At 41.0% G+C, this 25738-nt stretch carries 19 protein-coding genes, 1 tRNA gene and 1 pseudogene; 3 read left to right on the top strand and 18 right to left on the bottom strand.

Annotated elements, in window-relative coordinates; all coding sequences use genetic code 11:
• Positions 1-445 precede the first annotated feature (445 nt).
• The 3 genes from J5M87_RS03280 to J5M87_RS03270 all read right to left on the bottom strand — a co-directional run bounded on the left by J5M87_RS03280 (position 446) and on the right by J5M87_RS03270 (position 4547).
• Positions 446-2197, bottom strand: a complete 1752-nt coding sequence (locus J5M87_RS03280; RefSeq protein WP_154608729.1) for an ABC transporter ATP-binding protein — start codon at positions 2195-2197, stop codon at positions 446-448.
• The gene (locus tag J5M87_RS03275) at positions 2194-3924 is read right to left on the bottom strand and encodes an ABC transporter ATP-binding protein (protein WP_154608728.1); all 1731 of its coding nucleotides are present in this window, start codon (positions 3922-3924) and stop codon (positions 2194-2196) included. Before J5M87_RS03275 ends, J5M87_RS03280 begins: the two co-directional genes overlap by 4 nt.
• 550 nt (positions 3925-4474) lie before the next feature.
• Positions 4475-4547, bottom strand: a tRNA-Thr gene (locus tag J5M87_RS03270).
• Between the two features lie 282 nt (positions 4548-4829).
• Here J5M87_RS03270 and ald point away from each other — a divergent pair.
• Positions 4830-5926: pseudogene (ald, locus tag J5M87_RS03265) on the top strand (alanine dehydrogenase).
• A 574-nt stretch (positions 5927-6500) separates the two neighbouring features.
• On the opposite strand, the gene J5M87_RS03260 reads toward ald, so the two are convergent.
• The 10 genes from J5M87_RS03260 to yghU form a co-directional block, all read right to left on the bottom strand.
• The gene (locus J5M87_RS03260; protein WP_154608727.1) at positions 6501-7463 is read right to left on the bottom strand and encodes a PhoH family protein; all 963 of its coding nucleotides are present in this window, start codon (positions 7461-7463) and stop codon (positions 6501-6503) included.
• 142 nt (positions 7464-7605) lie between these two features.
• Complete coding sequence (locus tag J5M87_RS03255; RefSeq protein ID WP_154608726.1) at positions 7606-7821, bottom strand: YozE family protein; 216 nt, start codon at positions 7819-7821, stop codon at positions 7606-7608.
• A 14-nt stretch (positions 7822-7835) separates the two neighbouring features.
• Positions 7836-9212, bottom strand: a complete 1377-nt coding sequence (locus J5M87_RS03250; RefSeq protein ID WP_160463276.1) for a D-alanyl-D-alanine carboxypeptidase family protein — start codon at positions 9210-9212, stop codon at positions 7836-7838.
• Positions 9213-9278: 66 nt separating this feature from the next.
• A complete protein-coding gene (gene cvfB / locus J5M87_RS03245; protein WP_154608725.1) occupies positions 9279-10133 on the bottom strand; it encodes an RNA-binding virulence regulatory protein CvfB in 855 nt (284 codons plus the stop codon).
• A 126-nt stretch (positions 10134-10259) separates the two neighbouring features.
• Positions 10260-10817 carry a ribosome recycling factor gene (gene frr / locus J5M87_RS03240; protein ID WP_154608724.1) on the bottom strand — a complete coding sequence of 186 codons (558 nt, stop codon included), beginning with the start codon at positions 10815-10817 and terminating at the stop codon, positions 10260-10262.
• A gap of 10 nt (positions 10818-10827) precedes the next feature.
• Positions 10828-11559, bottom strand: coding sequence for a UMP kinase (pyrH, locus tag J5M87_RS03235; protein WP_154608770.1), 732 nt, complete (start codon positions 11557-11559; stop codon positions 10828-10830).
• Positions 11560-11662: 103 nt separating this feature from the next.
• A complete protein-coding gene (locus tag J5M87_RS03230; RefSeq protein WP_154608723.1) occupies positions 11663-13303 on the bottom strand; it encodes a putative polysaccharide biosynthesis protein in 1641 nt (546 codons plus the stop codon).
• A gap of 254 nt (positions 13304-13557) precedes the next feature.
• Positions 13558-15825, bottom strand: a complete 2268-nt coding sequence (locus J5M87_RS03225; RefSeq protein ID WP_154608722.1) for a GBS Bsp-like repeat-containing protein — start codon at positions 15823-15825, stop codon at positions 13558-13560.
• A gap of 197 nt (positions 15826-16022) precedes the next feature.
• Entirely contained in the window at positions 16023-17639 is a 1617-nt protein-coding gene (locus tag J5M87_RS03220) for a GBS Bsp-like repeat-containing protein (RefSeq protein ID WP_154608721.1), read from the bottom strand.
• A gap of 205 nt (positions 17640-17844) precedes the next feature.
• Positions 17845-18636 carry a glutathione-dependent disulfide-bond oxidoreductase gene (gene yghU / locus J5M87_RS03215; RefSeq protein ID WP_154608720.1) on the bottom strand — a complete coding sequence of 264 codons (792 nt, stop codon included), beginning with the start codon at positions 18634-18636 and terminating at the stop codon, positions 17845-17847.
• Between the two features lie 165 nt (positions 18637-18801).
• On the opposite strand from yghU, the gene J5M87_RS03210 reads away from it, so the two are divergent.
• Positions 18802-19908, top strand: a complete 1107-nt coding sequence (locus J5M87_RS03210; RefSeq protein ID WP_154608719.1) for a hypothetical protein — start codon at positions 18802-18804, stop codon at positions 19906-19908.
• A 48-nt stretch (positions 19909-19956) separates the two neighbouring features.
• Here J5M87_RS03210 and rplA read toward each other — a convergent pair whose 3' ends face one another.
• Positions 19957-20646 (bottom strand): 50S ribosomal protein L1, encoded by a 690-nt coding sequence (gene rplA, locus J5M87_RS03205; RefSeq protein WP_154608718.1) that lies wholly within the window; start codon positions 20644-20646, stop codon positions 19957-19959.
• Between the two features lie 94 nt (positions 20647-20740).
• Positions 20741-21166, bottom strand: coding sequence for a 50S ribosomal protein L11 (gene rplK / locus J5M87_RS03200; RefSeq protein ID WP_075103919.1), 426 nt, complete (start codon positions 21164-21166; stop codon positions 20741-20743).
• Between the two features lie 152 nt (positions 21167-21318).
• Between rplK and J5M87_RS03195 the strand changes: the two genes are divergently transcribed.
• On the top strand, positions 21319-21675 hold the full coding sequence (locus J5M87_RS03195; protein WP_154608717.1) for a DUF3397 domain-containing protein: 357 nt from the start codon (positions 21319-21321) through the stop codon (positions 21673-21675).
• A gap of 137 nt (positions 21676-21812) precedes the next feature.
• On the opposite strand, the gene gloA2 is transcribed toward J5M87_RS03195, so the two are convergent.
• From gloA2 to J5M87_RS03180, 3 genes are all read right to left on the bottom strand, one after another.
• Positions 21813-22199: an SMU1112c/YaeR family gloxylase I-like metalloprotein gene (gloA2, locus tag J5M87_RS03190; protein WP_154608769.1), complete on the bottom strand. Its 387-nt coding sequence runs from the start codon at positions 22197-22199 to the stop codon at positions 21813-21815.
• Positions 22199-24529 carry a DNA translocase FtsK gene (locus J5M87_RS03185; protein ID WP_154608716.1) on the bottom strand — a complete coding sequence of 777 codons (2331 nt, stop codon included), beginning with the start codon at positions 24527-24529 and terminating at the stop codon, positions 22199-22201. Before J5M87_RS03185 ends, gloA2 begins: the two co-directional genes overlap by 1 nt.
• Positions 24530-24631: 102 nt before the next feature.
• Positions 24632-25696: a LysM peptidoglycan-binding domain-containing protein gene (locus J5M87_RS03180; RefSeq protein WP_154608715.1), complete on the bottom strand. Its 1065-nt coding sequence runs from the start codon at positions 25694-25696 to the stop codon at positions 24632-24634.
• Between the last annotated feature and the right edge of the window lie 42 nt (positions 25697-25738).

Below are 25738 nucleotides of genomic sequence, written 5' to 3'. Positions count from 1 at the left end.
TCAGAAAAACATTACAATGATATTTCATTTTCTGTAGTTTTAAGGTTAGAAAATTTGCGAGCGTAGCGAGCACAATACCGCCACCTCCGCCGTGCTAAAAGTGGGAGTGAGACAGAAGTCGTGATTTCGTTAAAATCGATTATCTTCGCTCCTTTGTTTCTGGGCTCGGGCTAAAATAATCCACTGGATTATTTTACTCCGAAGGAAGTCGCTGATGTCCGAAAGCACATGAGGATAGTGGCAATAAAAAGACTTTTTCTTCAAGCTGGAGGATTATGACATAATCCTTATTTCCAACCTTCAACAGTCCACTGGACTGTTGAAGCAAGGTGAGTTAACGACGTCAGACTTTGATTTTTGACCAGTATTAAGTCGCTTTGATGAACGCCAGTTCCATCTGCAGCTCCTTGCCTTGTCCTATTCCTGTCTCAATCCACTATATTTTTTAGAATTGGGTATCAACTCGCTGCTGAATGGCCTGCATTTGTGCATAGATTCCTTCAAGCGCAATGAGTTCCTCATGATTGCCTCGCTCTACAATTTCTCCCTTATCAAGCACCAAAATCTGATTGGCATTTTGAATGGTAGACAAGCGGTGGGCAATAATAAAGGTTGTCCGTCCCTCTTTCACAACCTCCATAGCATGCTGGATAATTTCTTCGGTCTCTGTATCAATGTGCGAAGTTGCTTCATCCAAAATGAGAATCTTCGGATCCGAGTACAGTGTACGAGCAAAGGCAATTAACTGTCGCTCCCCACTTGAAAACGCAGCTCCTTTTTCCACTACAGGCTCATCAATTCCTTTCTCCAGACGACACAACAAATCCGTTGCACCGACCTTTTCTAAGGATTCCAATACCTTCTGCCGATCCATCTCCTCATCGTTCATGCTAACATTGCTAGCAATGGTTCCTGTAAAGAGATAGGGATCTTGGAGAACAATACCCATATGGTTACGCACACTTTCACGTGAATAGTCTCTGATATTTTGACCATCAATCTGAACCTGCCCTTTTTGCGGGTCATAAAAACGATAGAGAAGGTTCATAATGGAAGTCTTGCCTGATCCAGTATGACCGACAAGCGCAATCGTCTCCCCTTTTTCGACTTCAAAGGAAATATCTTTCAGAATCGGTTTCCCTTCTTCATAAGCAAACTGAACATGGTCAAATACCACACGACCCGTTGTGACAACTAATTCAGCCTCACTATCATTTTCCATAGGTTCTTCGAGTAAAGCTAATAGGCGTTTCCCTGTTTCTAAGGAGCGCAACATATTTGGAAGTTGCTGTACCAATCGTCCCATCGCATCAAAAGCATTGGAAACATAGTTGATATACACAAAGAGAAGGCCAGCAGTCAGATACCATTGTCCTGCCAAAAATTGCTGACCGATAATCGTTAAGACTAAGGTAATGACCAAGTATTTGACCATCTCTGTCATGTTCCATGTAGCAATGGATTGGGCCCAGATGACTCGATTCTCTGCTTGTTTCATCTTAGTAGCCGTCTGTTCAAAATCCTGCATAATGGCCTCTTCCTGACCATAAAGCTGAATCAAACTTGCCCCATTCATGGCTTCATTAACCTTGGTATTGATGTCACTTCGGGCATCGTAAAAATCTTTCATCGGCTGATCCGTCAAGCGTTTGTACAGGAGCTGCAAACCATAGAATACTGGCAATAAAGCCAACAGAACCAGTCCAAGATGGACATTCATGTAAAAAATAACTCCGTAGGTAAAGACCAAATAGACAAGGTTATTGAAGATGTAGACTAGGGTCGCATAGAATTGATTGCGTAAGGTCTCTGTATCGTTAACAATCCGTGTTGCAATCTTTCCTGCTGGTTTGTCATCAAAATAGGAAATCGGCAACCGCTGCATCTGATCATAGGTTCTGTTGCGTAGAATCTCCGCAATCCGGTTGGCACAGTGCATCAGGATACGTGTTGAGAGATAGAAAAACAGAGCACCTACGATATTAACCGCAATATACGTTGCTAATTGCCAGAGAAAGGCTACTTGGTCAAAAGGTAAACCCTTACTCAAATCTGTTATGGGACCATCGATGATTTGTTGCAAAAGGATAGGTGATAGACGTACAAAGGTCGAAGCCCCAAGATAGATGAGAATCCCAAGACCAAACAAGCCCTTGACATGACGGACTTCTTTTAATAAGGTTAGCATCACTCTCATGCTTCTTCTCCTTCCTGACTTTGCTGACGTTGGTATTGTTCATAATACCAGCCTTCATTTGCTAAGAGTTGTCCGGGAGTTCCTTCTTCGATAATACGACCGTCTTCTAACACCAGAATCCAGTCCGCATGATGGACTGCAGACAAGCGATGAGTCACAATGATATTGGTCTTACCCTCACGCTCTCTTTGGATATTTTCAATAATTTGGCGTTCCGTTCTCGCATCAACCGCAGACAAGGAATCATCCAAAATGAGCAATTCTGGATTTCTCAAAAAGGCACGAGCAATCGAAATCCGCTGTTTTTGTCCTCCTGAAATCGACACCCCACGCTCACCAATCATGGTTTCCATTCCCTCAGACATACGCTCCAAGTCCTTGGTGAAATCTGCTGTTTCAATCGCCTGAGCAATTTCCTCTATCTGACTACCGGGCTTTCCAAGAGCGATATTTTCTCGTACCGTCTTGGAAAATAAAATATGCTCCTGTGGTACATAGCCAATCTTACCTTCAATTGAAGACCGCTTGAAATCCAGTACAGATTGACCATTGATAGTAAATCCTTGTGTTCCGATAGGGTATTGGCGCAAGAACTGACGAACCAATGTCGTTTTTCCTGAACCAGTCTTTCCGACAATCCCGACTGTCTGACCAGCTTTTAAGGTCCATGAAATTCCTATTAAACTATTGCGTTCTGCCTGTGGATAGCGAAAATCATAGTCCCTAAAGGCTACTTCTTGCAGGCTTACCAGTAAGTCCTTGCCATCTTCTTCCATGTCATCACCAGTTTCTATCAGTTCCTGCAATTTGACAAAAGAGGTCTTCCCAGTCTGATAAACTAAGATAAAGTCCGATAACATCCAGAACGGTTCTAGCAAGGTTCCTGTATAGAGTTGCAGGGCAATCACTTGACCAAGCGATACCTGCCCTCGCTCTAAGAAAATCGCTCCCATTCCTAAAATTGCTACTGTCGCAAGTCCCAATAAAATGGTCGCTAAGGGACTGTACAAGGATTGAAAGACCATAATATTGTCTCCGCCACGGGCTAGTTTGCGCGTGCGTTCCTGGAATTTACGTTCTTGTCGCTCTTTTTTACTATACGCTCTTGTTACACGAATCCCTTCGACAACTTCCAACACCTCATCATTAAGATCAGCAACTGCTTCACGATTGGCTTCAACTGCCTTATCCTGCTGCTGTCCAATAAAATAGATTCCCGCAACTAACATGACCATAGGAATTAGGGCTACAAGGCTGATTTGCCAAGAAATGACGAACATGGTCGGAATAATAAAGGCAATCATTCCACCTGCATAGACTACAATCATCAGACCATAGCCTACCATGTCCATCAAGCCTTCTACATCTGTTGAAAAGCGCGTCATCACATCGCCTGAACGAAATTTTTCATAAAAAGGAGTTCGCATCACAACCAATTTCCAAAATGATTGCTGCTGCATCTCGAATTTAAAGCGCACCGATGACTGGAATAACTTCACATGCCAAATGTAGCCGGTAACATAGGTTAAAATAGTAACCCCTACTAAAATCAGCATATCCTGTATCAAACTGGCTTCTGTCAAGGTCTGCTGACTAATCTTGTCTACCAAGCCTTGAATAATCTTGGTCGGAACCAACAAACTAACATCATATATTATCAAGGTAATGGCAACTAGTAAATACAACCACTTGTGCTGTTTTACATAGTTCATAATAAATCCTATCATTTCTTCCTCCTCAAAATTCCATTGTCTCCCAGTTTCGATTTCACACCAGGCAAGTTGAGTTAATGATGAAATAAATAAAAACTGAAATACATTAGAGTACACAAAAAACCCGAGATAGAATCACTCCATCCCGAGTCCCTCAAGTCCACAAAAAGACACTAAGGCCGATACTTAGAAAGGAGTTCATTCTGAAAAACATAAGCGTTCATAACTACGTTGTTGTTCATTTTTATTCTCCTTTCAAATCGTTATATATCTATCATTGTAACAGAATATAATAGGATGTCAAGAATTGACTGGCTTTTTTTTCGAAAATAGTTTCACATTTCAAATGAACTACCCTATTTATACACAAAATGAGCATACAGACTCCCATCGTTCATTTGCTATTTGTTATACTGTTATCAAGCTTTGTTTACTCACAACTAGTTTCGATTACCTATCATTATCAACCGTATTTGATTTCAACCTACTGTATTCATTTCGTCATTTTAGCAACATTTCAAGCAACAAAAAAACCTTATCTACAAAGGTTTTTTTCGCTATCGTATGCTAGTTGCCGGGATTGAACCGGCGACCTCATCCTTACCATGGATGCGCTCTACCGACTGAGCTAAACCAGCAATACTCCAATAGTATACCAAGAAGACTTCTATTTGTCAATCACTCCAGCCATATTTTTATCGTCATTTTTAAAGAATAAACAACAATCCAATTTCTCTTGTCAAAATTAGAAAAATCAAATTGATAAAATAGTTGCTTAGCATATTGTTCCCTTTTTGAGCACTAAAGGTAGCCTACTCAGCTGACTGTCGTCTTTCCTCCTGCCGAGAATTCATAACTCTTACTTGATTTTCCAAGTATTTTCCTATGCACTAAAGACATAGAAAAAGGAGGCTAACTATATGCTCATTGGTATTCCAAAAGAAATTAAAAATAACGAAAATCGCGTGGCTCTGACACCTGCCGGGATTCAAAGTCTGGTTGCACAAGGACACAGGGTCGTCATCGAAACAGGAGCTGGACTTGGTTCTGGCTTTACGGATGCAGATTATGAAGCACAGGGGGCAACAATTCTCTCTACACCAGCAGAAGTCTGGGCCAGCGAGTTGGTTGTCAAAGTCAAGGAGCCGCTCAGTCAAGAATACGGCTTCCTCCGCAACGATTTAGTCCTTTTCACCTATCTTCACATGGCTGCAGCACCCGATTTAGCAAAAGCTATGCTCACTAGTAAAACTACTGGTATTACTTACGAAACTGTAACAGACAATGGACAATTACCACTTCTTACCCCTATGAGTGAAGTTGCTGGTCGTATGGCTGTTCAAATCGGAGCGCACTTCCTGACCAAACAAGCAGGTGGATCTGGAGTCCTCTTAGGCGGTGTACCTGGCGTACAACTATTATCGGTGGTGGTATCGTAGGAACCCATGCAGCCCGTATTGCTCTAGGTCTTGGAGCACAGGTAACCATTTTAGACATCAGCGCAAAACGCCTCTCTGTCTTGGAAGATGTCTTTGGCAATCAAATTCAACCCCTCATGTCCAATCCATTTAACATTGAAGCAAGCGTCAAAGATGCAGATGTGGTCATTGGAGCTGTTTTACTTCCTGGAGCAAAAGCACCAAAACTGGTAACAGAAAACATGGTCAAACAAATGCGTCCTGGTTCTGTCATTTTCAATGTAGCAGTAGACCAAGGTGGTGTCGTTGAAACAGCTAATCGTGTGACAACGCATGACGAACCTGTCTATGAAAAATACGGTGTTCTCCACTATGCAGTAGCCAATATCCCAGGAGCTGTTGCCCGTACTTCTACCATCGCCTTAACAAATGTTACCTTGCCTTATATTCTAAAACTGGCAAATAACGGCTTCAAGCAAGCGATTTTAGAGGATGCTGGCTTTAAACAGGGGGTTACAACCTATCAAGGGCTCATCACCAATGCTGCCGTTGCTGCTGGCCTCAGTCAAGACTACACAAGTATTGATGAACTCATTTAACTCATCAGCAACACCTCTGTCTCTCCTACCTATTGGAGTAGACAGAGGTGTTTTTCTTCAATTTGGCGTTCAAGTAAGAAATAATTTGGTAAAAAATGCCGGGCTTAGATGTTAGAGAACCATTTTTCTACGAGAAATACGAGACTTGAAAAATAGGGAAAGATTTTTCATTGAAAAAAGGCAGACGTAAAAAATAAGGAGCAATTTTTCATCAAGGAAAACGAGATTTAGAAAATAGAGAGTCGTTTTTCAATGAAAAAGACAAGACTTAAAGCATAGAGAATTATTTTTCAACAGAGAAAGCGAGACTTGAAAAATAGGGAAAGATTTTTCATTGAAAAAAGGCAGACGTAAAAGTTAGGAAACTATTTTTCAACAAAAAATACAAAACTTAGAAGCTAGGGAACTATTTTTAAAGTGAAAAGGCAATTCTTAAAACATAGGAAGAGGATTTTTCATGGAAACATACCAGCCTCACAACTAGACAGGTAAAAAGGAGGTGGGACTTTTGGTCCCTACCTCCCACATTCACTATTCTTTCCCAACATAGGATTCATTACAAGAATGAAAACTCCTATTCCTTACGTTCTTCTGGTTCATAAGCTCTGATAATTTCCGCAACAACAGGGTGGCGGACAACGTCCTTGGCTGAAAAATGTACGAAGTCAATCTGCGGAATCTTCTTTAGCTTTTCAGTTGCATCAATCAGCCCAGACTTGACATTTCGTGGTAGGTCGATCTGACTACTATCCCCATTCACAATCATCTTGGAGTGAAAACCAAGGCGGGTCAGAAACATTTTCATCTGCATAATGGTTGTATTTTGCGCCTCATCCAAGATTACAAAAGCGTCCTCCAAGGTTCGGCCACGCATATAAGCAAGAGGCGCAATCTCAATAATCTCACGCTCCATCAGTCGAGTTGTTTGGTCTTTTCCTAAAATCTGATAAAGGGCATCATAGACTGGACGAAGATAGGGATCGACTTTCTCTTTCAAATCACCCGGTAAAAATCCCAGACTTTCCCCTGCTTCCACCGCAGGACGGGTGAGGATAATCCGCTTCACTTGTCCACGTTTTAAGGCAGTCACGGCAAGTGTGACGGCAAGAAAGGTCTTTCCTGTCCCTGCTGGTCCAATTCCAAAGACAATATCATGACTTTTGATACTATCGACATAGAGTTTTTGCCCCAAGGTCTTGACTCGAATAGGCTTACCATAGTGGTCTTTGATAATTTCTTCTTCATAGAGGGCCACAAATTTCTCAATCTCATCATTTTTAGCCATGGAAATAGCCGTTACCACATCTGGTAACTGAATAGTCAATCCACGATGAATTAAAACGAGTAAGGACTGGATAACCAGGCGTGTCAACTCGACATCAGTTGGCTCTCCAATCACCTGTACCACTTCTGTACGCGCATGAATCACCACCTTCAATTCTTGCTCCATAAGGCGCAGATGACGTTCATTTGACCCAAATAAACTCAGCATATCATCTGGGTGGGACAGGGAAATATCAATTGAATGTTCTTGCAATAGCTTGCTCCTTTATCGGTCTTTTTTCTATTATACCAAAAAAACGTCCAAGGGACGTTTTTTATCAGTCAGAAATGACGGGTCTTTTGCATTTGGTCATCAGTCGACAAGTAAGATACACTTTTTGTATGTAAAATAAGGCTTAATGAGCTAAATAGTCTTCCCATATTCGGTCAAATTCTGACATGGAAAAGCTAAAACTTGCCCGCTCTTCTAAAAAACGACTCACTTCATCAAAATGATCTGATTGCTTTGGGAAATCTGTTTCTTCAAAGGCTAAGTCTGCTAGAATAGCAACCGGCTCATGACTTTTAGGATTACGCTGGGTCATCAGCCAACTATAAAAACTTTTTCTCATGGCTGCTCACTCTCCTATCTCCGACGGTAGCGACGCGAACGCAATCCAGCTTCTTCTGCCATTTTCTCACGACGTTTTTTACTCTTGCGATGGGCAATGAGGAAAGGGAGTATCAAACAGATGAGGACAAGCGGAAGCAAGAAAACATACCAATAGCTACGAAGATGCCAATCAATAGAAGTTACTTTATTTAGCATGGTATTTCCAGTATTCGTACTACTGGTAGCAGATGTTTTCGCATCATTTCCCATTGGCTCAACAGCTAGACTATCTGAAATCAGAGGACTGACCACTTCAAGATCATTGTTGACCCGCAACTGATTGTTTTCAACAGTATAGGTCGGTTCTTGACCACGGCGCACCGTTGCATAAACATCAGACGGTACTTGATAGGTTTGACCATTGATTGTCTGTTTCCCTGCAGACAAGACTTTTTTATAGTCATAATCCGCATAGGCCTTTTCCAACAAGGCGTTACCAAATGGATGACGATAGTATTCTCCATCTTGATCAGACCAATCACCCACTCCCATAATGAGACTAATCAATCGTTGTTCTCCACGTTTTGCCGTTGCGATGTAGTTAAAGGCTCCACGCGGACTAGAACCTGTTTTCAAGCCGTCTACTCCCTCAATACCATACCGAGCACCCGGTAAAGAATAATTATAGGTTTCAAAGGTTTCTTCATAAGGAGTTCCTGCTTTCACCGTTACCACAGGATGTTTGGTATGCTCTAAAATTCCAGGATAGTTTTTCAGGAAATGATAGACTAGAATAGCCAAATCTCTTGCTGTTGTTTGATTAGGTGCATATTGGTCATAACGTATCGGATTGTAGTAGCCATTGAAAGAAGCAGCTGATGCCCCACTCGCATTGAACCAATGAGTGTTGGTCATGCCTAGCTCTTGCGATTTAGCATTCATCATATCCAAGAAGGTATCTGGATCATTGTTTGAAAGATAATTCGCCAACATAACAGTTGTCGCATTTGAAGACGGAACAGCTGTCATGGTAATCAATTCACCAACGGTATAGTCAACTCCTGCAACAATTTTATTATTTGAAATTTCATAGATACCGGCAATGGCCTGATCCTTTTCTGTCGCTGTAATAACAGTATCTTCCGTTAATTTCCCTTGGCTTATCGCCTCATAAACGAGGTAAAGTGTCATTACCTTACTCATACTAGCAGGATCACGAACTTCATCGGGATTGTCTTGCCATAAAATATTACCAGTATTTCCATCAATAATGATAGAGGATCTAGGACGATTGATGTCTTTCACATCATATCCCGCAGCCCGCGTAATATCCATCAGCTCATCCGCCCAGACCGGTACTGACACCAAGGACAAGATGAACACCAAACACCATACAACAACTCTCTTCACTCTTTCTCTCCTATACCATTTCTCTACTTTATCTATATAACGAATCAGGATGGGAAAAGGTTACAACTAGATTAACTCTGTCCCCAATTCGTCCTGCTTAATTTTTCCAGCCTTCATTAAGCCACCAAGAGCTTTTTTAAATTGACCTTTTGAAATCCCAAATGTAGCCTTAATCTCGTCCGGAGATGACTTGTCATTTAAGGTCATAAAACCACCATTGCTTTCCAAATACGTCAAGACCATCTGCGCATCGTTTTCCAACATCTCAAAGGAACGTGGCTTGACAGACAAGTTTAAGGTCCGATCTACCTGCCGATAACCGATGACCCGTACCTGTAATTCTTCCCCCAAACGTGGCTCTGCAAACCGCTCGCTTGGATGAATAAAACCTAACATATTGTTATCTGGCAGGTAAACAAAGGTTCCACTCAATTTTAAACGATAAACAATAGCACGTAGATTCTGGTTTTGCATATTGTCATAGGCTGGCCCTGCCAAACGTTGAAAGTCTTCTTGGAAGGCTGGAAGCGCCCAGATGCGATCCTTCTTATCCACATCATATCGAACATACAGTTTATCGCCCTTTTTTGGCCACAATTCTTTGATTTCTGGCAACACATCTAGTGAGACAACCACTTGCTTGTCTGGTAAACCGGTATCAAGAAAGACACCTAAATCACGGCGGACTTCTGTCACCTCTCCCCAGCCAAAACTCGTGCGGGTTGCCGTCACTTCTTTGGTCGTCAGACGAAGCTTTTGCTTCATATCTGTATAGACAAAGCCTTTAATAGACTCACCTAGTTGGTGTTCTCCCTCTTCTTTTGCCAGTGCAAAGGTCAAGCCTTCCTTTTGGACAAAGTAATACTCCTTGTTCTCATCTGTCACGAGACCTGTAATAACCGTTGCTAATAATTGATTCATTTTTTGCTTCCTATTTCTATTATAAGGGGGTTCTCCAAATCCTAGAACTCACTCCTTCAATCTGATAATAAATGGCCCAATAACGCCAAAAGGGCTAAGGGTTTCAGCCCCGCCCATACATTTTCCTTAGACTTCTAAGAGTTCTTTTTCCTTCTCAGCTGTCATTTGATCAATTTTCTTAATGGCATCATCGGTAACTTTTTGAATATCTTTTTCAAGTGTTTTCAACTCATCTTCTGTAATTTCTTTCGCTTTTTCTGCTTTCTTTGCTTCATCCATGGCATCACGGCGAATATTGCGGATACCCACTTTCGAATTTTCCCCAACCTTCTTCACATCTTTGGCCAAGCTTTTACGTGTCTCTTCTGTCAAGGCTGGAATGACCAAGCGAATAACTGTACCATCAGATTGCGGTGTTAAACCAAGATCAGAAGCGTTAATCGCACGCTCAATGTCCTTCAAGATAGACTTGTCAAATGGAGTAATCAATAGAACACGCGCTTCTGGAACGGTAATCCCTGCCAACTGGTTGAGCGGAGTATCTGCTCCGTAGTACTCAACTGAAATGCGGTCTAATAGGCTTGCATTAGCACGACCTGCACGAATATGGCTAAACTCACGTGCCAAACTTTGGTGCGAATGTGCCATGCGCTCTTGCGCTTTTGAAATAATTTCCTTTGTCATAAAATCTCCTTTATTTTGCTTCTTTGTTATTTGAAACCGTTGTTCCAATTTGTTCGCCAAATACTACTCGTTTGATATTGCCTGACTCATTCATATTAAAGACAACAAGGTCAATGTCATTGTCCATCGATAAGGTAGAGGCTGTCGCATCCATGATTTTCAAGCCACGGCTAATCACTTCTCGGTGAGTCAACTCGTTAAACTTCACAGCGTTTGCGTCTTTCTTCGGATCAGCATTGTAGACACCATCCACCCCATTTTTGGCCATTAAGATAGCATCTGCCTGAATTTCAGCTGCACGAAGGGCTGCCGTTGTATCCGTTGAAAAATAAGGAGAACCAATTCCTGCACCAAAAATCACAATTCTACCTTTTTCTAAATGGCGCAAGGCACGTCCACGAATATAAGGCTCTGCGACTGATTGCATGGCAATGGCTGTCTGTACCCGAGTATCAACACCAAACTGTTGCAACGCATCTGCCATGACCAAGGCATTCATCACTGTCCCAAGCATACCAGTATAGTCAGCCTGAACACGATCCATACCAGCTTCTGCTGCTGGCTCTCCACGCCAAAGATTTCCACCACCAATTACCAAAGCAATCTGAACACCTGAAGCAGCCACTTCTTGAATTTCTTGAGCTATTTTTTGAACAGTTGGAATATCAATTCCCACACCACGTTCACCAGCCAAGGCTTCTCCAGATAATTTTATAAGAATACGTTCATATTTTGGTTTCATCATCTTACTCCTCTATTCTATCTTTATCATTTTATCATAAAATTTTCATTTTATGTAGTCTGACGAGCAGATAAAAAAGAAAAATCTCGGGAATGAGACTTTTCTATGAGATATGGAATTTTTTACGTAGACGACTTGCTCGAGGACCAATCAATTTATCCAATTGACGGCTCTTCAAGGTCAAGACGCCAAATATTAGAATGCCGACAAAGCCTGAAATAGTTACATGGATAGCACTTGATACATATCCTCTTGCAGGGAAGAACCAACTCAGACCGGCTTCCACTAACCAAACACTGAGGCCCATGATAAGGGAAATTCCTAACACCGTCCGAACATCTTTCCATAAGCGAAATTGTGAAACAGGAATAACCTGATAAATCCGACGATCAAACAAAATAACTGATACGGTCAAACCAATCGCAGTCGAAATCAAGGGGCCGTAAACTCCAAACAAGTATAAAGATGGGAATTGGAGGACTAATTTTACTGCAAAACCGATGAAGAAATACACTACTGCTTTGCGATTTTGAAAAATGGCTTGAATAATAATCCCAAGTAAAGAATACAATCCCTGAATAAAAATTAATAGCAAATTAATGATAAAAAGGTAAATAGCTTGATCTTCTGCTGGTCCATAAAAGACACTATAAAGCGGTCTAGCCAACACAACCGTCCCTACAATCGCAGGGATAATTAAGAGAAAGAATAGCTGAAGATTATCGATAATCAAATCCGTTGTACCCTTGATATCTTTTTGCACAAATCGTTCTGTAATCATCGGAATCGCTACGCTCCCAATCGAACTAGTAATACCGATAATCATCATGGTAATTTTGCTGGGATTAGAAGTCAAGTATGCCGAAAGTACCAATAATTCCTTCTTCGAATAATTTGTTATCTGCAGTAGGGTATTGATGAAAGTAAGCTGGTCAACAATTTGGAAAATCTGAATCGCGCAGCCCAAAATAATCAGAGGAATCGCTTCTTTAATCGTCTCTACAATCAATGGTTTTAAATCGATTGAATCTGTTGCAGGTTTTGCTCCTATAATTTTTGCAACAAACCCTTCTTTATACAAGGTATAAATCAATACTCCTACGCTTGCAATCATACCCATAAAGGCAGCAAAGGTTGACTGGGTTACTGCGGAAAGGTAATTACCTGAGCCCAATTTCATAATATAGAAGGTGGTTCCCAAAATCCAAATAACACGAACAATTTGCTCTACAATTTGGCTGACGGCATAAGGTTTCATATTCTGATGTCCTTGAAAAAAACCACGCATAATACTCATAGCTGGAAAAATAAAGAGCGGTGGCACCAAGCTATACATCACCGGAATCAGCTCTTCTTTTGCTCCAGAAAGCTCAGCCAAAAGTGGAGAACTGAGAAACATCACCCCAGCAAAGAGTGCTCCTAAAATTAACATCAATTTAAAGAATTCTCTGACTAAATAATAGGAAATATCCTGCCGGCCTTGTATATTGTATTTGGCAATCTGCTTGGCTACTGCGGGTGGTAGGCCAACCGTTGAAATTAGCAAGAAATTCCCATATACTTGATACCCCATATTGAATAAGGCATTTGCTTCCGCCCGGTGGCTCCCCATCCACATGTACCAAGGGATAATGTAGGCAATTCCAAGCAAACGACTAATAAAATTCCCAGCTGTCAACCAAGCCAGTCCCTTGACCATGCTCGCCTGCTGCTGTGTCTGTTCTATTGTTCTATTTTCCGTCATACATTTTCTTTCATCTTTCCAATTTATCTGGCTCTTTATTATACCCTTTTACGCCTAACTTGTAAAACTAGAGCCTATTCTCTCTTATCCATCTTATTTGTCATTTTTAATATAAAAGCAAATAACTCACACTCAATAACAGCTGAAAAAAGTCTACCCTCGATGTTCATTCCGTATAAAACAGGAAAGACTGCATAGAAAAGGGAGTAGGATACAGTCATGATTTCAACGAAATCAACTGTCCCCACTCCTTATCAATCTGTTATCTTCAAAAATGGTCGTCCTTCTGTCAAGTCAATTGAATCTTTACTTTGAATTGCCCATAAATAATCAATACTATACCAGCCATTATTGTTAGGATTGTAAGGATCCATAACATAGGTATTGCCATTTTTATACCCTTTTAAAACCAGTTCATGGGTACTATTAAGCACAAAACGTCCAGGCCCTACTGCTGCCGCAACATAGTAACCATCTTGAAGGGCACGTGTCAGTTCTATTTGCGAATTTAACACATTTGTTTTTAACCCCCAGTTCTTAGCTGCTAACGCGATACCTCTACTACTTGTTCCAAAATAACCGCGGTTAAATTCCAAGGTTTGATGATACAGATGCTCTCCAACCGTCACAGGACTTACCCCTTCACCTTTTAAACCTGAAATGATCATTGCCATTGCAGTCGGCACGCAACCAGAATCATTAAAACGCCAAAGTCCATACACTCGTCCTCCCCAGCGACTATCTCTTTGGGAATAATAAGGAGCAGAGAAATCAGCCTTAGGAACGTGAATAGTAGTAGATGCCAAGCCTTTCATTTGACCATTGACAACCGCATAGAGATGGACCTGATAGTTCCCTGTGTGAGAATGCTGTTGGGCATTGAACTGACCGACAAATGTCGCTGCATCTTTTCGTGATGCCTCGTACCATTTTAAATCATCCTGACCATTTACTTCAGACCAAACCGCAAAGCGTAACTGTTTGTCCGCAAATACTCCGTTAAACTGCAGACGATAATTTCCAGTCCCTAAATAGCTAGAAGCAATCGTAACGGACTGGCTAGGCTGCGCTACTACTGTAGTCGCTGTAGCAATATTGACTGCTTTTTTCGATTTAGACGTAAGGTAGGCATGGATGTGATAAGTTCCAAATGAATAATGATGATCTGCTACATTTACATGAACTCGATACTGACCATCTGACTGCTTGCTAGCTGTATACCATTTTAAGTCATCTTGTCCACCTGCTTCAGACCACACAGCTACCGCTACTTCCTCCAGACCACTAGGTGCTACAATATCTGACACAATAGCATCAAAACTCAATTCGTCTTGATTTCCACTACTAATCGATAGTTTTCCAGCTGCAGGACCTTCTGGCAATATCACACGAGCTTGTTGAATACCAACCATCTGCTTTGCCGGTAATTCATAGTATAGATGTACTTGGTAAGCTCCATATTGATAACCATGATTTTGAGCATGAACAGTCAATTGATAATCCCCATTTGCTGCCCGATTCGCAGTGTACCAAGCAATATCATCTTGTCCACCTACTTCAGACCATATAGCTACCTTTACAGCAGAAATTTGTTCCTTAGGCTGAACATCTGTTATTTTTACATCAAACTGCCCATTCGCCCCAACTTGTACACTTAATTTCCCTGAGACTGTCGGCATAGAAGGAGGAGTGCTCACAACCGGACTTGTATTTCCAATACCTGCTCCAATGCCATAAAAAGCAATTCCTTCCTGCTTCCAACCACGGCTTCCCAAGACCTTATATTCATTTTCATCATATGTATACAAATGACGTTGTAGCCCTGGATGATACAGACGATATACAGGGATAGAACCATAAGAACGGTAGGCCTCACCTTCTTGGCGCCAACCTCGGACTGCTAGAGTCTGATACTCATTCACATCTTTGGTGTAGAGATGGACACGCAAACCAGGATGATACAAACGGTAAACAATTTCACCTTGTTGTACAGCAGTTTGCCAAGCTATCCCTTCTTGATTCCAACCATTACTACCTAAAACATTGTATTCATTTTGATCTCGGGTATAAAGATGGACACGTAAGCCTGTATGATATAAACGATAAAGTGGGGATGCTTCGCCAGATATCTTGTCACTCTTTGGCTCAGTTACTGCTGATTGTTTCGATGCAGGAGAATTTTCTACCGTCTTTCCATCAATAGAACCTGAAAGTGTTTCAGACTGACTAGCTGATGTATTGATGGAAGAACTACTAGAAGATGATTCTGAACTAGCATTTGTCAAATCAGCATGAGTAGAGGAAATCATTGAACGACTAGAATCAACCTGCGAACTAGACTCACTTGTGGCAGACCTATCCTCTACAATCGTATCAGCTGCTTGACTAGTAGAAGAAAGCGACTCCTCTAACCCTTGGACGGATAAACTACCTGATAAACTCAATAGGCCCAACACGCATAATGAAACTCCAAGATGAATGACTCGTTGTAATTGATGCTGCGAACGTCTACTATTTTTCATTTTTCACTCCTACCGCTTCATAATTCAAGTAATATAAAAAGGAAAATCCTTATTTATTATACTAACACACTCTGATATTTTTTTCAAGGCCTTCTAGAAAACTATTCTTAGATATCACAAAAAGAGTCAACAACACCTAATCTGCCTCCAATTATGTAGCGATAGATAGCCAACTCTTTTGTAGTGTAAAAAATCAATTAGTAACGAGGACTAGCAAAACCACGGATATTTCCATCTCCAACTTTATAAACTCTGCGTCTTACAATACGCTCATCGCCACTATTTCCTTCAATTGTATGAATATAATTTCTTTCAACTTTCTCCACAATGCCAATATGGTCTGAGAAGCCGTCGTTCGGCTGAGTGTCATCATCCCAGTTAAAGACAATCAAATCACCAGCCCTTGGAATTGTATAGCCATTCTCATTCCAAATGCCTAGCTCTTTAAAAATCTGCACATGGCGTTCCACTCCACACTCTCTTCCAATCAAATTGCTCAATCCTAGACGCTGGAAAATAGTTGTTACAAACACATCACACCAATCATCCGAATACTTCACTGTATAATTTACCGGTCGTGGCTCGACACGATTATAGTCATTAACCAGGAGTGTATGTTCTAACTCTCCATGACGCGCACCCAGTAAATTTCTAGCTGCTGCAATCACTCCAGCCCGAGGATTTGTTTGTCTTGAAATAGAAAGAGTTGTTTTTAGCGAAGTAATAGCTTTAGACTGATGATCGCTCACAAAATACAAATGAATATTGTATTCTCCAGTTGACGTCTTATGATTATAACTATTGACAATCGCCATATAGCTACCATCTATTTGGCGCACCGCTCGATACCACATCAAATCATCTTGACCATTATCCGATGTCCATACAGGCATCAAGACTTGAGTAACATCACTTGGAACAGAACCAGCCTGTATAGCCACTTCAAAAAGACCATTGACCTGATCAATTCTTTTTACTGTTAGCTTTGGTTTAGGAAGAACCTGTTTTGGGCTAGCTGAAACATTGGTAGCAGGCTGATTAGAGGACTGTAGAGCATTTGTTTCATCTGAACGAATACCGTAAAAAGCAATCCCTTCTTGTTTCCAGCCACGACTACCTAATACCTTGTATTCATTCCCATCTCGCGTATACAAGTGACGTTGCAAACCAGGATGATACAGACGATAAATTGGTAAACTTCCAAAAGAGCGATAGGCCTCACCTTCTTGCTTCCAGCCTCGACTTGCTAAAACTTGGTATTCGTTCTTATCCTTGGTGTAAAGGTGAACACGCAAATCCGAATGATACAAACGGTAGACACTTTCTCCTTCTCCCGTCGAGGTTTGCCAAGCTACTCCTTCTTGTTTCCAATTCCGACTGCCTAGTACCTTGTATTCATTTGCATCACGAGTATAGAGGTGAACGCGTAATTCTGGGTGATACAAGCGGTACAAAGCACCAGATTCTATAGAACTTGCAGCAGGTTTCGTCTGGATTTCATTTTGAACAAAGGCTGGAACCAAACTACTCGAACTTGTTGACGATTCAACAGTCGCTGAGGAAGATGAACTTGTACTAGATAAAGATGAGCTAGCACTACTGATATCTGAATCTTGTGCGGGAGTTTCTGTCGACTCTTCACTACTAGATGCTACTGTTTCTGAGAGAGTTGTTGCGCTATCTAACGTTTCTGAAACTTCTAAACCCGAAACTGGCTTATGATTAAAAAGGCCTACTAAGCTGACCAATAAAAGTAAGCTACTCACTCGTGTCATCCGATTAAACAGACAGCGAGCATCCATGTATTTTTTCATCTCTCCTACCCCCTAAATAGTAAAAACAGAACTTATTAGCCTGCTCCAACAAGTCCTATCTTTCTATTCGGAAAAGAAATCGAAAATGATTTCTTTTCGTCCTATTTTTTTCATTATCCTTTAATTTTCATAATAATATGCCTTTACACTATGGTAAAAACTACTTTTTTATTCTACCATACCCCATTTCTTTTCGTCAAGGAGACTATTCTTCCATAATAGGCTTATATTCAGCGAGTAAACCTCTCTGAACAGCAGGACGAGCTGCAATTTTTTCTGTCCACTCTGTTAGATATTTATAGGCCTTCACATCTAAAAATGCTGCTGAACCTGGGTAGAGCTTACCTTCTACCAAACGACCATACCAAGACCAAATCGCAATATCTGCAATAGTATACTCCTCTCCTGCGATATAGGAGCGGGTTGCCAATAGTTGATCCAAGAGATCCAGCTGACGCTTGGTTTCCATGGTATAGCGGTTAATAGGGTATTCTTGGGCAGTGGGTGCATAGTGGAAGAAATGACCAAAACCACCTCCAACAAAGGGTGCTGCTCCAGTTTGCCAAAATAACCAATTCATCATTTCTGTTTTATCTTGGAGATTTTTTGGTATGAATTTTCTGTATTTTTCAGCTAAATACAGCAAGATATGAGCTGATTCGAAGACCTTAATATCCTCATCGCCTGATTGGTCTACCAAAGCAGGAATTTTGGAGTTCGGATTGATTGCTACAAAGTCTGAGCCAAACTGATCTCCTTTTCCAATATTGATAAGAAATAAATCATAGTCTACATTCTTTACGCCTATTTCTTTCAATTCTTCTAGCATAATCGCTACTTTTATCCCATTTGGAGTGCCCAGCGAGTAAACTTGCAATGGCTTTTCTCCTCTTGGCAAAACCTGATCAAATCGACTTCCGGCTGTTGGCCGATTCCCACTCTTATGGTCATTTTCGTCTTCCCAAATCCAAACTGGTGGTTTCACATAATCCGTCATCTTTGCATGTTTCCTTTCAAAGTTTATTCCCTTTACCTTATAAAATTTTAGGAAAAATGTCAATTATTTGATACAAACAAGAATGAAGCCGTTTTCTTTTTATCTTTTATATGCTATACTATCCTTACAAAATAATGGGATAGAAATATAAATAGGAGACACATCATGAAACACAAACTACTTATCCCAGCTATTATTCTCACTCTTATTGGACTACTGGGTTGTCAGGCTATCCCCAAGCTCATACCCGATAAACTGCCAGAAGTTCCCTTGACCGAACAAGCAGATGCCTACCTTATTGGTACCAAATCCATCTCTGCTATCCAGATTCATAACGATAAACTTCAAGTCACCAAACAAACCAAGCACTCTGAACTTCCATGGAATACAACGCTTTATCCTGCTACCTCATTTGATAAACGCTATCTTGTCTTTCAGCGTAGAAAAGAGGAAATGCAATTATCCTCTCCCCCTTCTGCTATTTTTAGCATTGATTTTGAAACTAGTCAGACACAACTACATAAAACCAAGTATGCTTCTACTGTTGGAATGGGAAGTAGTCTAGATTTTTTCTATACATGGTATGCCAACACTCTCACCCAATTTGACAAAGAAGGAAAAGAAATCCAGAGTAAAACCTTTGATGACCTCGCTGACGGGATACAAACGTTTAATGATACAAGTCATCACATCCATTTAGTAGCTTTTGCCAAAGACTCAACAATCCATCTACTCGAGTTAGATGAAACGAACCTCTCCCTTATCTCTGACCAAACGCTCTCTGAATTGGATGGAGGTGTTCCCCGATTTGCACAGGCTACCATCATTCAAGGGGTACTCTATGCTTCCTTGCATTCTATCCTTACCAAAGGAGCAACGATACCAGATAATCGACTGCTAGTCCTTGATTTACAGTCTATGCAGCCAGAATTTATCAACTTAAACGAAAAAAATCCTGACTTTATCTATCATGATGGCAATCGTCTGTTTATCACCCATGACTCCTCTGCGTCCGGCACTCTAAAATTGTGTTTCTCTACTCTTAACCTAGATACAGGCGAAACAACATTTATTGATGTATCGCACATTTTAAACAATGATACACATGAGATTAGTACATCACACCTTAAAAACTTCAAGTATACTACAGGTGGGAAATTACTTTTTACCGTTCAGAATCGTCTCATCTATTTTGACATAGAAAAACAAGAAGTGCTTGACACCCTCGTCCTTGAAGAATCCGATCAGGTTATTTCTCTTTGGATGAAATAGAAATGGCATGTAAAAAAGTCCTATCAACCGATAGGACTTTATCTATTTTTACAATGAATTTGGATCAACCTTGATACCAACACCTTGTGTTGTAGTGATTGTAACAGAAGTCATGTAAGTACCTTTAGCAGTAGCTGGTTTTGCTTTTACAATTGTATCGTGGAACGCTTTGAAGTTTCCAACCAATTTCTCAGCATCAAATGATACTTTACCGATGATTGCTTGTACGATACCTGCCTTGTCAGCACGGTATGTAATTTTACCACCTTTAGATTCTTCAACTGCTTTTGCAACATCCATTGTTACAGTACCAGTTTTAGGGTTTGGCATCAAGTTACGTGGTCCAAGAACACGTCCAAGACGTCCAACAAGTGCCATCATATCAGGTGTTGCGATAACAACATCGAAATCTAACCAACCACCGTTGATTTTTGCAACGAGGTCATCTTCACCAACGAAGTCTGCACCAGCAGCTTTTGCTTCTTCAGCTTTTGCACCACGTGCAAACACCAATACGCGTGAAGTTTTACCAGTTCCGTTTGGCAATACCATCGCACCACGGATTTGTTGATCTGCTTTACGAACATCAATGTTCAAGTTGTAAGCAACTTCTACAGTTGCATCGAATTTTGCAAAGTTAGTTTCTTTTGCAAGTGCTACAGCTTCTTCTACGCTGTAAGCCTTTGTGCTGTCGATTTTTTCAAGTGCAGCACGCATTTGTTTGCTTTTTTTAGCCATTTTTATTCTCCTTGTAATGTGGTCATATCGATTTTCATCTCCCACGTCACTCATCAGAAATGATGAAGTCTTGCGGGTTGTGGGGTGTCATTGATTAGTCAACAACAGTGAATCCCATAGAACGAGCAGTACCTTCGATCATACGCATTGCAGACTCAAGGTTTGCAGCGTTCAAATCTGGCATTTTAGTTTCAGCAATTTCTTGTACTTGCGCACGAGTAACTGTTGCAACTTTTGTTTTGTTTGGTGTACCTGAACCTTTTTCAACACCTGCAGCTTTTTTCAACAAAACAGCAGCTGGTGGTGTTTTACAGATGAAATCAAATGATTTATCTTCATATACTGAGATTACAACTGGGATAATCATACCAGCTTGATCAGCTGTACGAGCGTTAAATTCCTTAGTGAATCCCATGATATTGATCCCTGCTTGACCAAGTGCTGGTCCAACCGGTGGAGCTGGAGTAGCTTTACCTGCAGGAATTTGAAGTTTTACAAGTTTTTCGACTTTTTTAGCCATCTTTAAATCCTCCTATTGTGGTTTTTGCGGTAATTAAAGATTTTTACCTCCCACAAATATGTGATTTTCACATACCTTCTCATTATACAGTATTTTCGCAAAAAATCAAGCTTTATGTTTACTTTTTCTTAGTTTTTTTATAGAATAAAGCTATGATATTCTTGAAAATTGCTTCTATACTCTTTTTGATTCTTCCATTGATAATCTCTCTTTTAGTAGTCAAGTTGTTCAAACTACAGAAAAAGGGCTGGAACTTCGCAGATATTGCTTTTCCTATCTATGCCTTCGAATTTTATTTAATCTCGGACAAAGTGTATTATCACAGCCTATTGCCCCAACTGGTTTTGGCGCTCTCTATTTTGACACTGATGATTACTTACTTCTTTTTATTTAAAAAGCGGCATTTTTCCTATCATCGCTTTTTCAAATTCTTTTGGCGGGCAGGCTTCATTCTCACCTTCTTCATGTATCTTGCACTTGTCATTGCCTTATTTACAATCAAAAGCTAATTATCGCTCCATGAAGGAGCGTTTTTTCTTTTTGCAACAACTAGATTCTGGTAATATCCCCTCTCTCTTGCTGCGCTGTCAATTCGCTCTTGCGTTTCTTGGCTCGTGAAAAAACAGCCCACTGGGCTGTTTTTTTCTCACTCATGTATTTCCAAAGGGAGGCCGTCTGGGTCAAAGAAGAAGGCCATTTTTCTGCCGTCAAAGTCGTCATAGCGTAAGAGTTCATGGGGGATGTTTAATTGATCAAACTCCATCAAACATTTTTCGACATCTGCTACTTTGAAGGCAAGGTGACGTAAGCCTGTATGTTCTGGTTGAGGCATGGGTGGTCGTTTGGGGGCATTTGGTTTAATAAAGATTTCGAGTACCATATTTCCTTTGCGAACGTTGAAGAGAATATCATTCTTTTCTGGTCGGATATGCTCATCTAGTTGTTCAAAGCCTAGCTTATCGACATAAAATTCTTTTGTCTTTTGGTAATCACTACCGATAATGGCAATATGATGTAGGGTGTCTAATAGCATCATTGCGTTTCCAATACCTTTCTTGGTTTCGTTCCTTCAGCAGGACCAATCACACCGGCAGCTTCCAATTCTTCCATCAAGCGAGTTGCACGATTAAAGCCAACCGATAAGCGACGTTGAATCATAGAAGCGCTGGCTTTTTGCGTTTCAACAACCAAGGCTCTTGCTTCTTCAAAGAGCGGATCACCACCGCTATCACCTGTTGCACCCTCAAAGTCTCCTTCTGTTACTTCACCAGGGTCAAAGGACTCATCGTACTCAGCTTCTGCTTGGTGTTTAATAAAGCTCACAATCGCTTCAACATCACCATCTGAAATAAAGGAACCTTGTAAGCGGACAGGATGATTTTCATCAATGGGTTTAAAGAGCATATCGCCTCGACCCAATAATTTCTCTGCACCATTTTCATCCAAAATCGTACGACTATCCGTTCCACTTGATACAGCAAAGGCAATCCGAGACGGAACATTTGCCTTAATCAAACCAGATATGACATCAACCGATGGACGCTGGGTTGCGAGAATCATGTGAATACCAGCTGCCCGCGCCTTTTGTCCAAGGCGAATAATAGCATCTTCTACTTCCTTGCTGGCTACCATCATCAAGTCTGCTAATTCATCTACAATGACCACAATCAATGGCAGAGGAATTTGCTTTTCATCTGAGTTACAGTTAAATTCTGCAACTTTTGTGTTATAGCCTTCGAGGTTCCGAACGCCTAAATGGCTAAAGAGTTCATAGCGTTTTTCCATTTCATCAACGACTTTTTGGAGTGCTCGCGCAGCTTTCCGAGGATTAGTCACAACGGGAATCAGAAGATGAGGAATATCATTATACACCGATAATTCAACCATTTTAGGATCAATCATCATAAATTTCACCTGATCTGGTCCTGCCTTCATCAAAATGGAAGCAATAATCCCATTCACCGCAACAGATTTTCCTGAACCTGTTGAACCAGCGACCAATAAATGCGGCATACGAGCCAAATCAAAGGAACGTACGGAGCCGTTTACTGCCTTACCAAGTGGAATATCCAATAATTTAGTTGAAGAAGTTTTTGCTTGTTCCCATAATTCTCTAAACGGTACCATCGCAACTTCTGAGTTTGGCACTTCAATACCGACCAAAGATTTTCCTGGAATCGGTGCTTCAATCCGAACATCCTTCGCTGCAAGGGCTAGGGCCAAATCATCTGCCAGATTGGAAATCCGATTCACCCTCACACCAACTGCAGGTTTCACCTCATATTTAGTTACTGACGGGCCGATTTCTGCCCGCTCAACCACTACTTTGATTCCAAAACTTGCAAAGGTATCTTCCAAGACCTTGATATTTTGACGGACGATTTTCTTTTCATTTGCTTGACTTTTGACTTTTATTGGTGCAAAAAGATCAATTGTCGGTAATTTGTAGGCCAATTGGGCTTTTGGTTTGAAATCGAGTGCAATTTCTTCTGCTCTTAGTTCTTCGAAAATTTCTTCTTCATCAGCTAACAAGACAGGGAAGTCATCCTCAAAGGATTCGACACGCTCTTCTGCTAATATTGGAATCTCTCGTTCTTCTGCTTCGAGAATTTCGCCTGTTTCTCTATCAACCATAGGAAGTTCTACTGGTTCAAAAGCTCCAAGCTCTACTGGCTCATTTTGCTCTTCTACCAATCGTTTGGCTTCTGCCTCTGCTTGGCGCTGAGCTTTTTCTTCTGCCTTTATAGCACGTTTTTCTGCCCGAATCGCTGCTCCCTCTCGGTATTTGTCCCGCAAATAAACTGCACCATCTGCTAGATCATAAATCGACCACGGACTCATAAAAAACAGTCCAAAGGCAATCAAGAGTACGCCGATGAAAAAAGTACCCAAGGTTGCAAATAAGAAAGAAACGGGCACATACAGACCGCCACCTAGCAGACCGCCACCCAAAAATTCCTTTACTCGAAAGGCAGAAAGGTCTGATAGGGCTAGTTGAAAGGTATGGTGTAGCAAATCTTTTTTCTTATATAAAAGATCAAAATAGGCTTGATATTCCAGTAAAATTCCAGCCAATACCAGCCAGAAACCAGAAATCATTCCTTCTCTCTGGCGTAACTTAGTTGAAAAAAGAGTATAGATAAAAATCGCTGCAATCAGAATATAGGCTGCGCTACCAGCTACTAACCGAAAGAGATTGTAGGCTGTCACGCCAAAAACTCCTAATCTGCTTGTAGCAAAGAGAAGAAATACAACCACTGAAAACCGTAGAAAAATAGATTTGATTTTTGCTTGTCGGGCTAATTCACCCTTTGTTGGGCGTCGCGTGTTCCGCCCTCTGTTTGTCTGATTTTGTCTTGCCATGCTTCTATTATACCATACTTTACTGGTAGGTCTAGTATTGGCTTGATGACAAAAACTCCCCAACAAGCAGAGTTGATTGGAGAGTTTATAAGTATAAATCGTTTATGGATTCATCGACACATGAACGTGGTCAAAGTGATTTTCGGTAACACTACCACGGTCAGGCATTAGGTTCCAAGTATTAGCTGGACCATAGATATTTGGATAAGGAGCATAAAAGCGTTGTTTCCAAATGATATAAGAAATATTCTTGCTAGCTATGTTTTGAATCGAATAATTCGCAACCTGATCACCTAGGGCTTCATTGTTTCCAACCATAAAGTCAACTGCAAGACCTTTACCATGATCTCCGCTATCACCCGGACGGTAAAGACTAAAAGCACTTAGCCCATAAATACTAGCTACTTCTTCCTTGAATGCCGCTGTTTGCGGTTGAAGACCTGCATTAGCAGGATTTGCGGCACCAATAGCAGCAAAGTCTGCCAGAGCACTCGTTGGTGCAGATTGAGGTTGAACTGGAGCTGGAGTAGGGGCAGAACTTGTTTCAACAGGAGCTTCTGTTACTACTGGATTCTCTTCAGCAACAGTCGTTTCAGCAGGAGCTTCGGCTTGATTCATTTCTACAGTAGCTGGTGCACTTTGGGGATTTGGAGTAGCTTCTGCTTCTTGAGTTTGATGAGAGTCTTCCTCTGCATTTGGAGAAACCGGTGCTTCTGGCGAGTCTACCTGGTCTGTCAAGTCTTGGACTGGCACTATTTGGTCATTGACAACTACTTCATTTTTTTCTAAATCAACTTTGGCAGTGACTTGCTCTTCGTCCTTGTCTGTCTGAGGAGTTTGAATTTCGATTGTGCTAACTTCTTCTTGAGGACCAGTTGTGACCGTTAAGACTGTTTCTGGAAAAATCAAATTGATATTTGCAATCTTATTAATATTAGCTAAGACTGTCATATCAATATTAAGGGCTTCTGCAATGGCACTGAGTGTGTCTCCATATTGAATCGTATAGGTCTGCTTGTTTGCCTGAGAGAACATATCTCTTTGAATTTCTTCTACTGATCGAGGAATCCATTGCTCTGTTAATTCATCTGCCTGCGTTGTCGCAGTAAATAGGGATAGGGCAAGGGTTGAAAATAGCATTGTTTTTTTCGTTACGTTTAAAGACATCATTTCTTCCTTTTCTTTTGTGATAGAGACCATCTTACCATA

It is taken from the genome of Streptococcus sp. zg-86 (assembly GCF_017639855.1).
GTDB classification, from domain to species: Bacteria; Bacillota; Bacilli; order Lactobacillales; family Streptococcaceae; genus Streptococcus; species Streptococcus zhangguiae.
Note: the sequence above shows the minus strand (reverse complement) of the source record. Positions and strands in the feature narration are given on the sequence as shown.

Coding starts and splice junctions, on each gene's coding strand:
- J5M87_RS03280 (WP_154608729.1), bottom strand. CDS start 2,197: ATGAGAGTGATGCTAACCTTATTAAAAGAAGTCCGTCATGTCAAGGGC.
- J5M87_RS03275 (WP_154608728.1), bottom strand. CDS start 3,924: ATGATAGGATTTATTATGAACTATGTAAAACAGCACAAGTGGTTGTAT.
- J5M87_RS03255 (WP_154608726.1), bottom strand. CDS start 7,821: ATGAGAAAAAGTTTTTATAGTTGGCTGATGACCCAGCGTAATCCTAAA.
- cvfB (WP_154608725.1), bottom strand. CDS start 10,133: ATGAATCAATTATTAGCAACGGTTATTACAGGTCTCGTGACAGATGAG.
- frr (WP_154608724.1), bottom strand. CDS start 10,817: ATGACAAAGGAAATTATTTCAAAAGCGCAAGAGCGCATGGCACATTCG.
- pyrH (WP_154608770.1), bottom strand. CDS start 11,559: ATGAAACCAAAATATGAACGTATTCTTATAAAATTATCTGGAGAAGCC.
- J5M87_RS03230 (WP_154608723.1), bottom strand. CDS start 13,303: ATGACGGAAAATAGAACAATAGAACAGACACAGCAGCAGGCGAGCATG.
- J5M87_RS03225 (WP_154608722.1), bottom strand. CDS start 15,825: ATGAAAAATAGTAGACGTTCGCAGCATCAATTACAACGAGTCATTCAT.
- J5M87_RS03220 (WP_154608721.1), bottom strand. CDS start 17,639: ATGAAAAAATACATGGATGCTCGCTGTCTGTTTAATCGGATGACACGA.
- yghU (WP_154608720.1), bottom strand. CDS start 18,636: ATGACGGATTATGTGAAACCACCAGTTTGGATTTGGGAAGACGAAAAT.
- J5M87_RS03210 (WP_154608719.1), top strand. CDS start 18,802: ATGAAACACAAACTACTTATCCCAGCTATTATTCTCACTCTTATTGGA.
- rplA (WP_154608718.1), bottom strand. CDS start 20,646: ATGGCTAAAAAAAGCAAACAAATGCGTGCTGCACTTGAAAAAATCGAC.
- rplK (WP_075103919.1), bottom strand. CDS start 21,166: ATGGCTAAAAAAGTCGAAAAACTTGTAAAACTTCAAATTCCTGCAGGT.
- J5M87_RS03195 (WP_154608717.1), top strand. CDS start 21,319: ATGATATTCTTGAAAATTGCTTCTATACTCTTTTTGATTCTTCCATTG.
- gloA2 (WP_154608769.1), bottom strand. CDS start 22,199: ATGCTATTAGACACCCTACATCATATTGCCATTATCGGTAGTGATTAC.
- J5M87_RS03185 (WP_154608716.1), bottom strand. CDS start 24,529: ATGGCAAGACAAAATCAGACAAACAGAGGGCGGAACACGCGACGCCCA.
- J5M87_RS03180 (WP_154608715.1), bottom strand. CDS start 25,696: ATGTCTTTAAACGTAACGAAAAAAACAATGCTATTTTCAACCCTTGCC.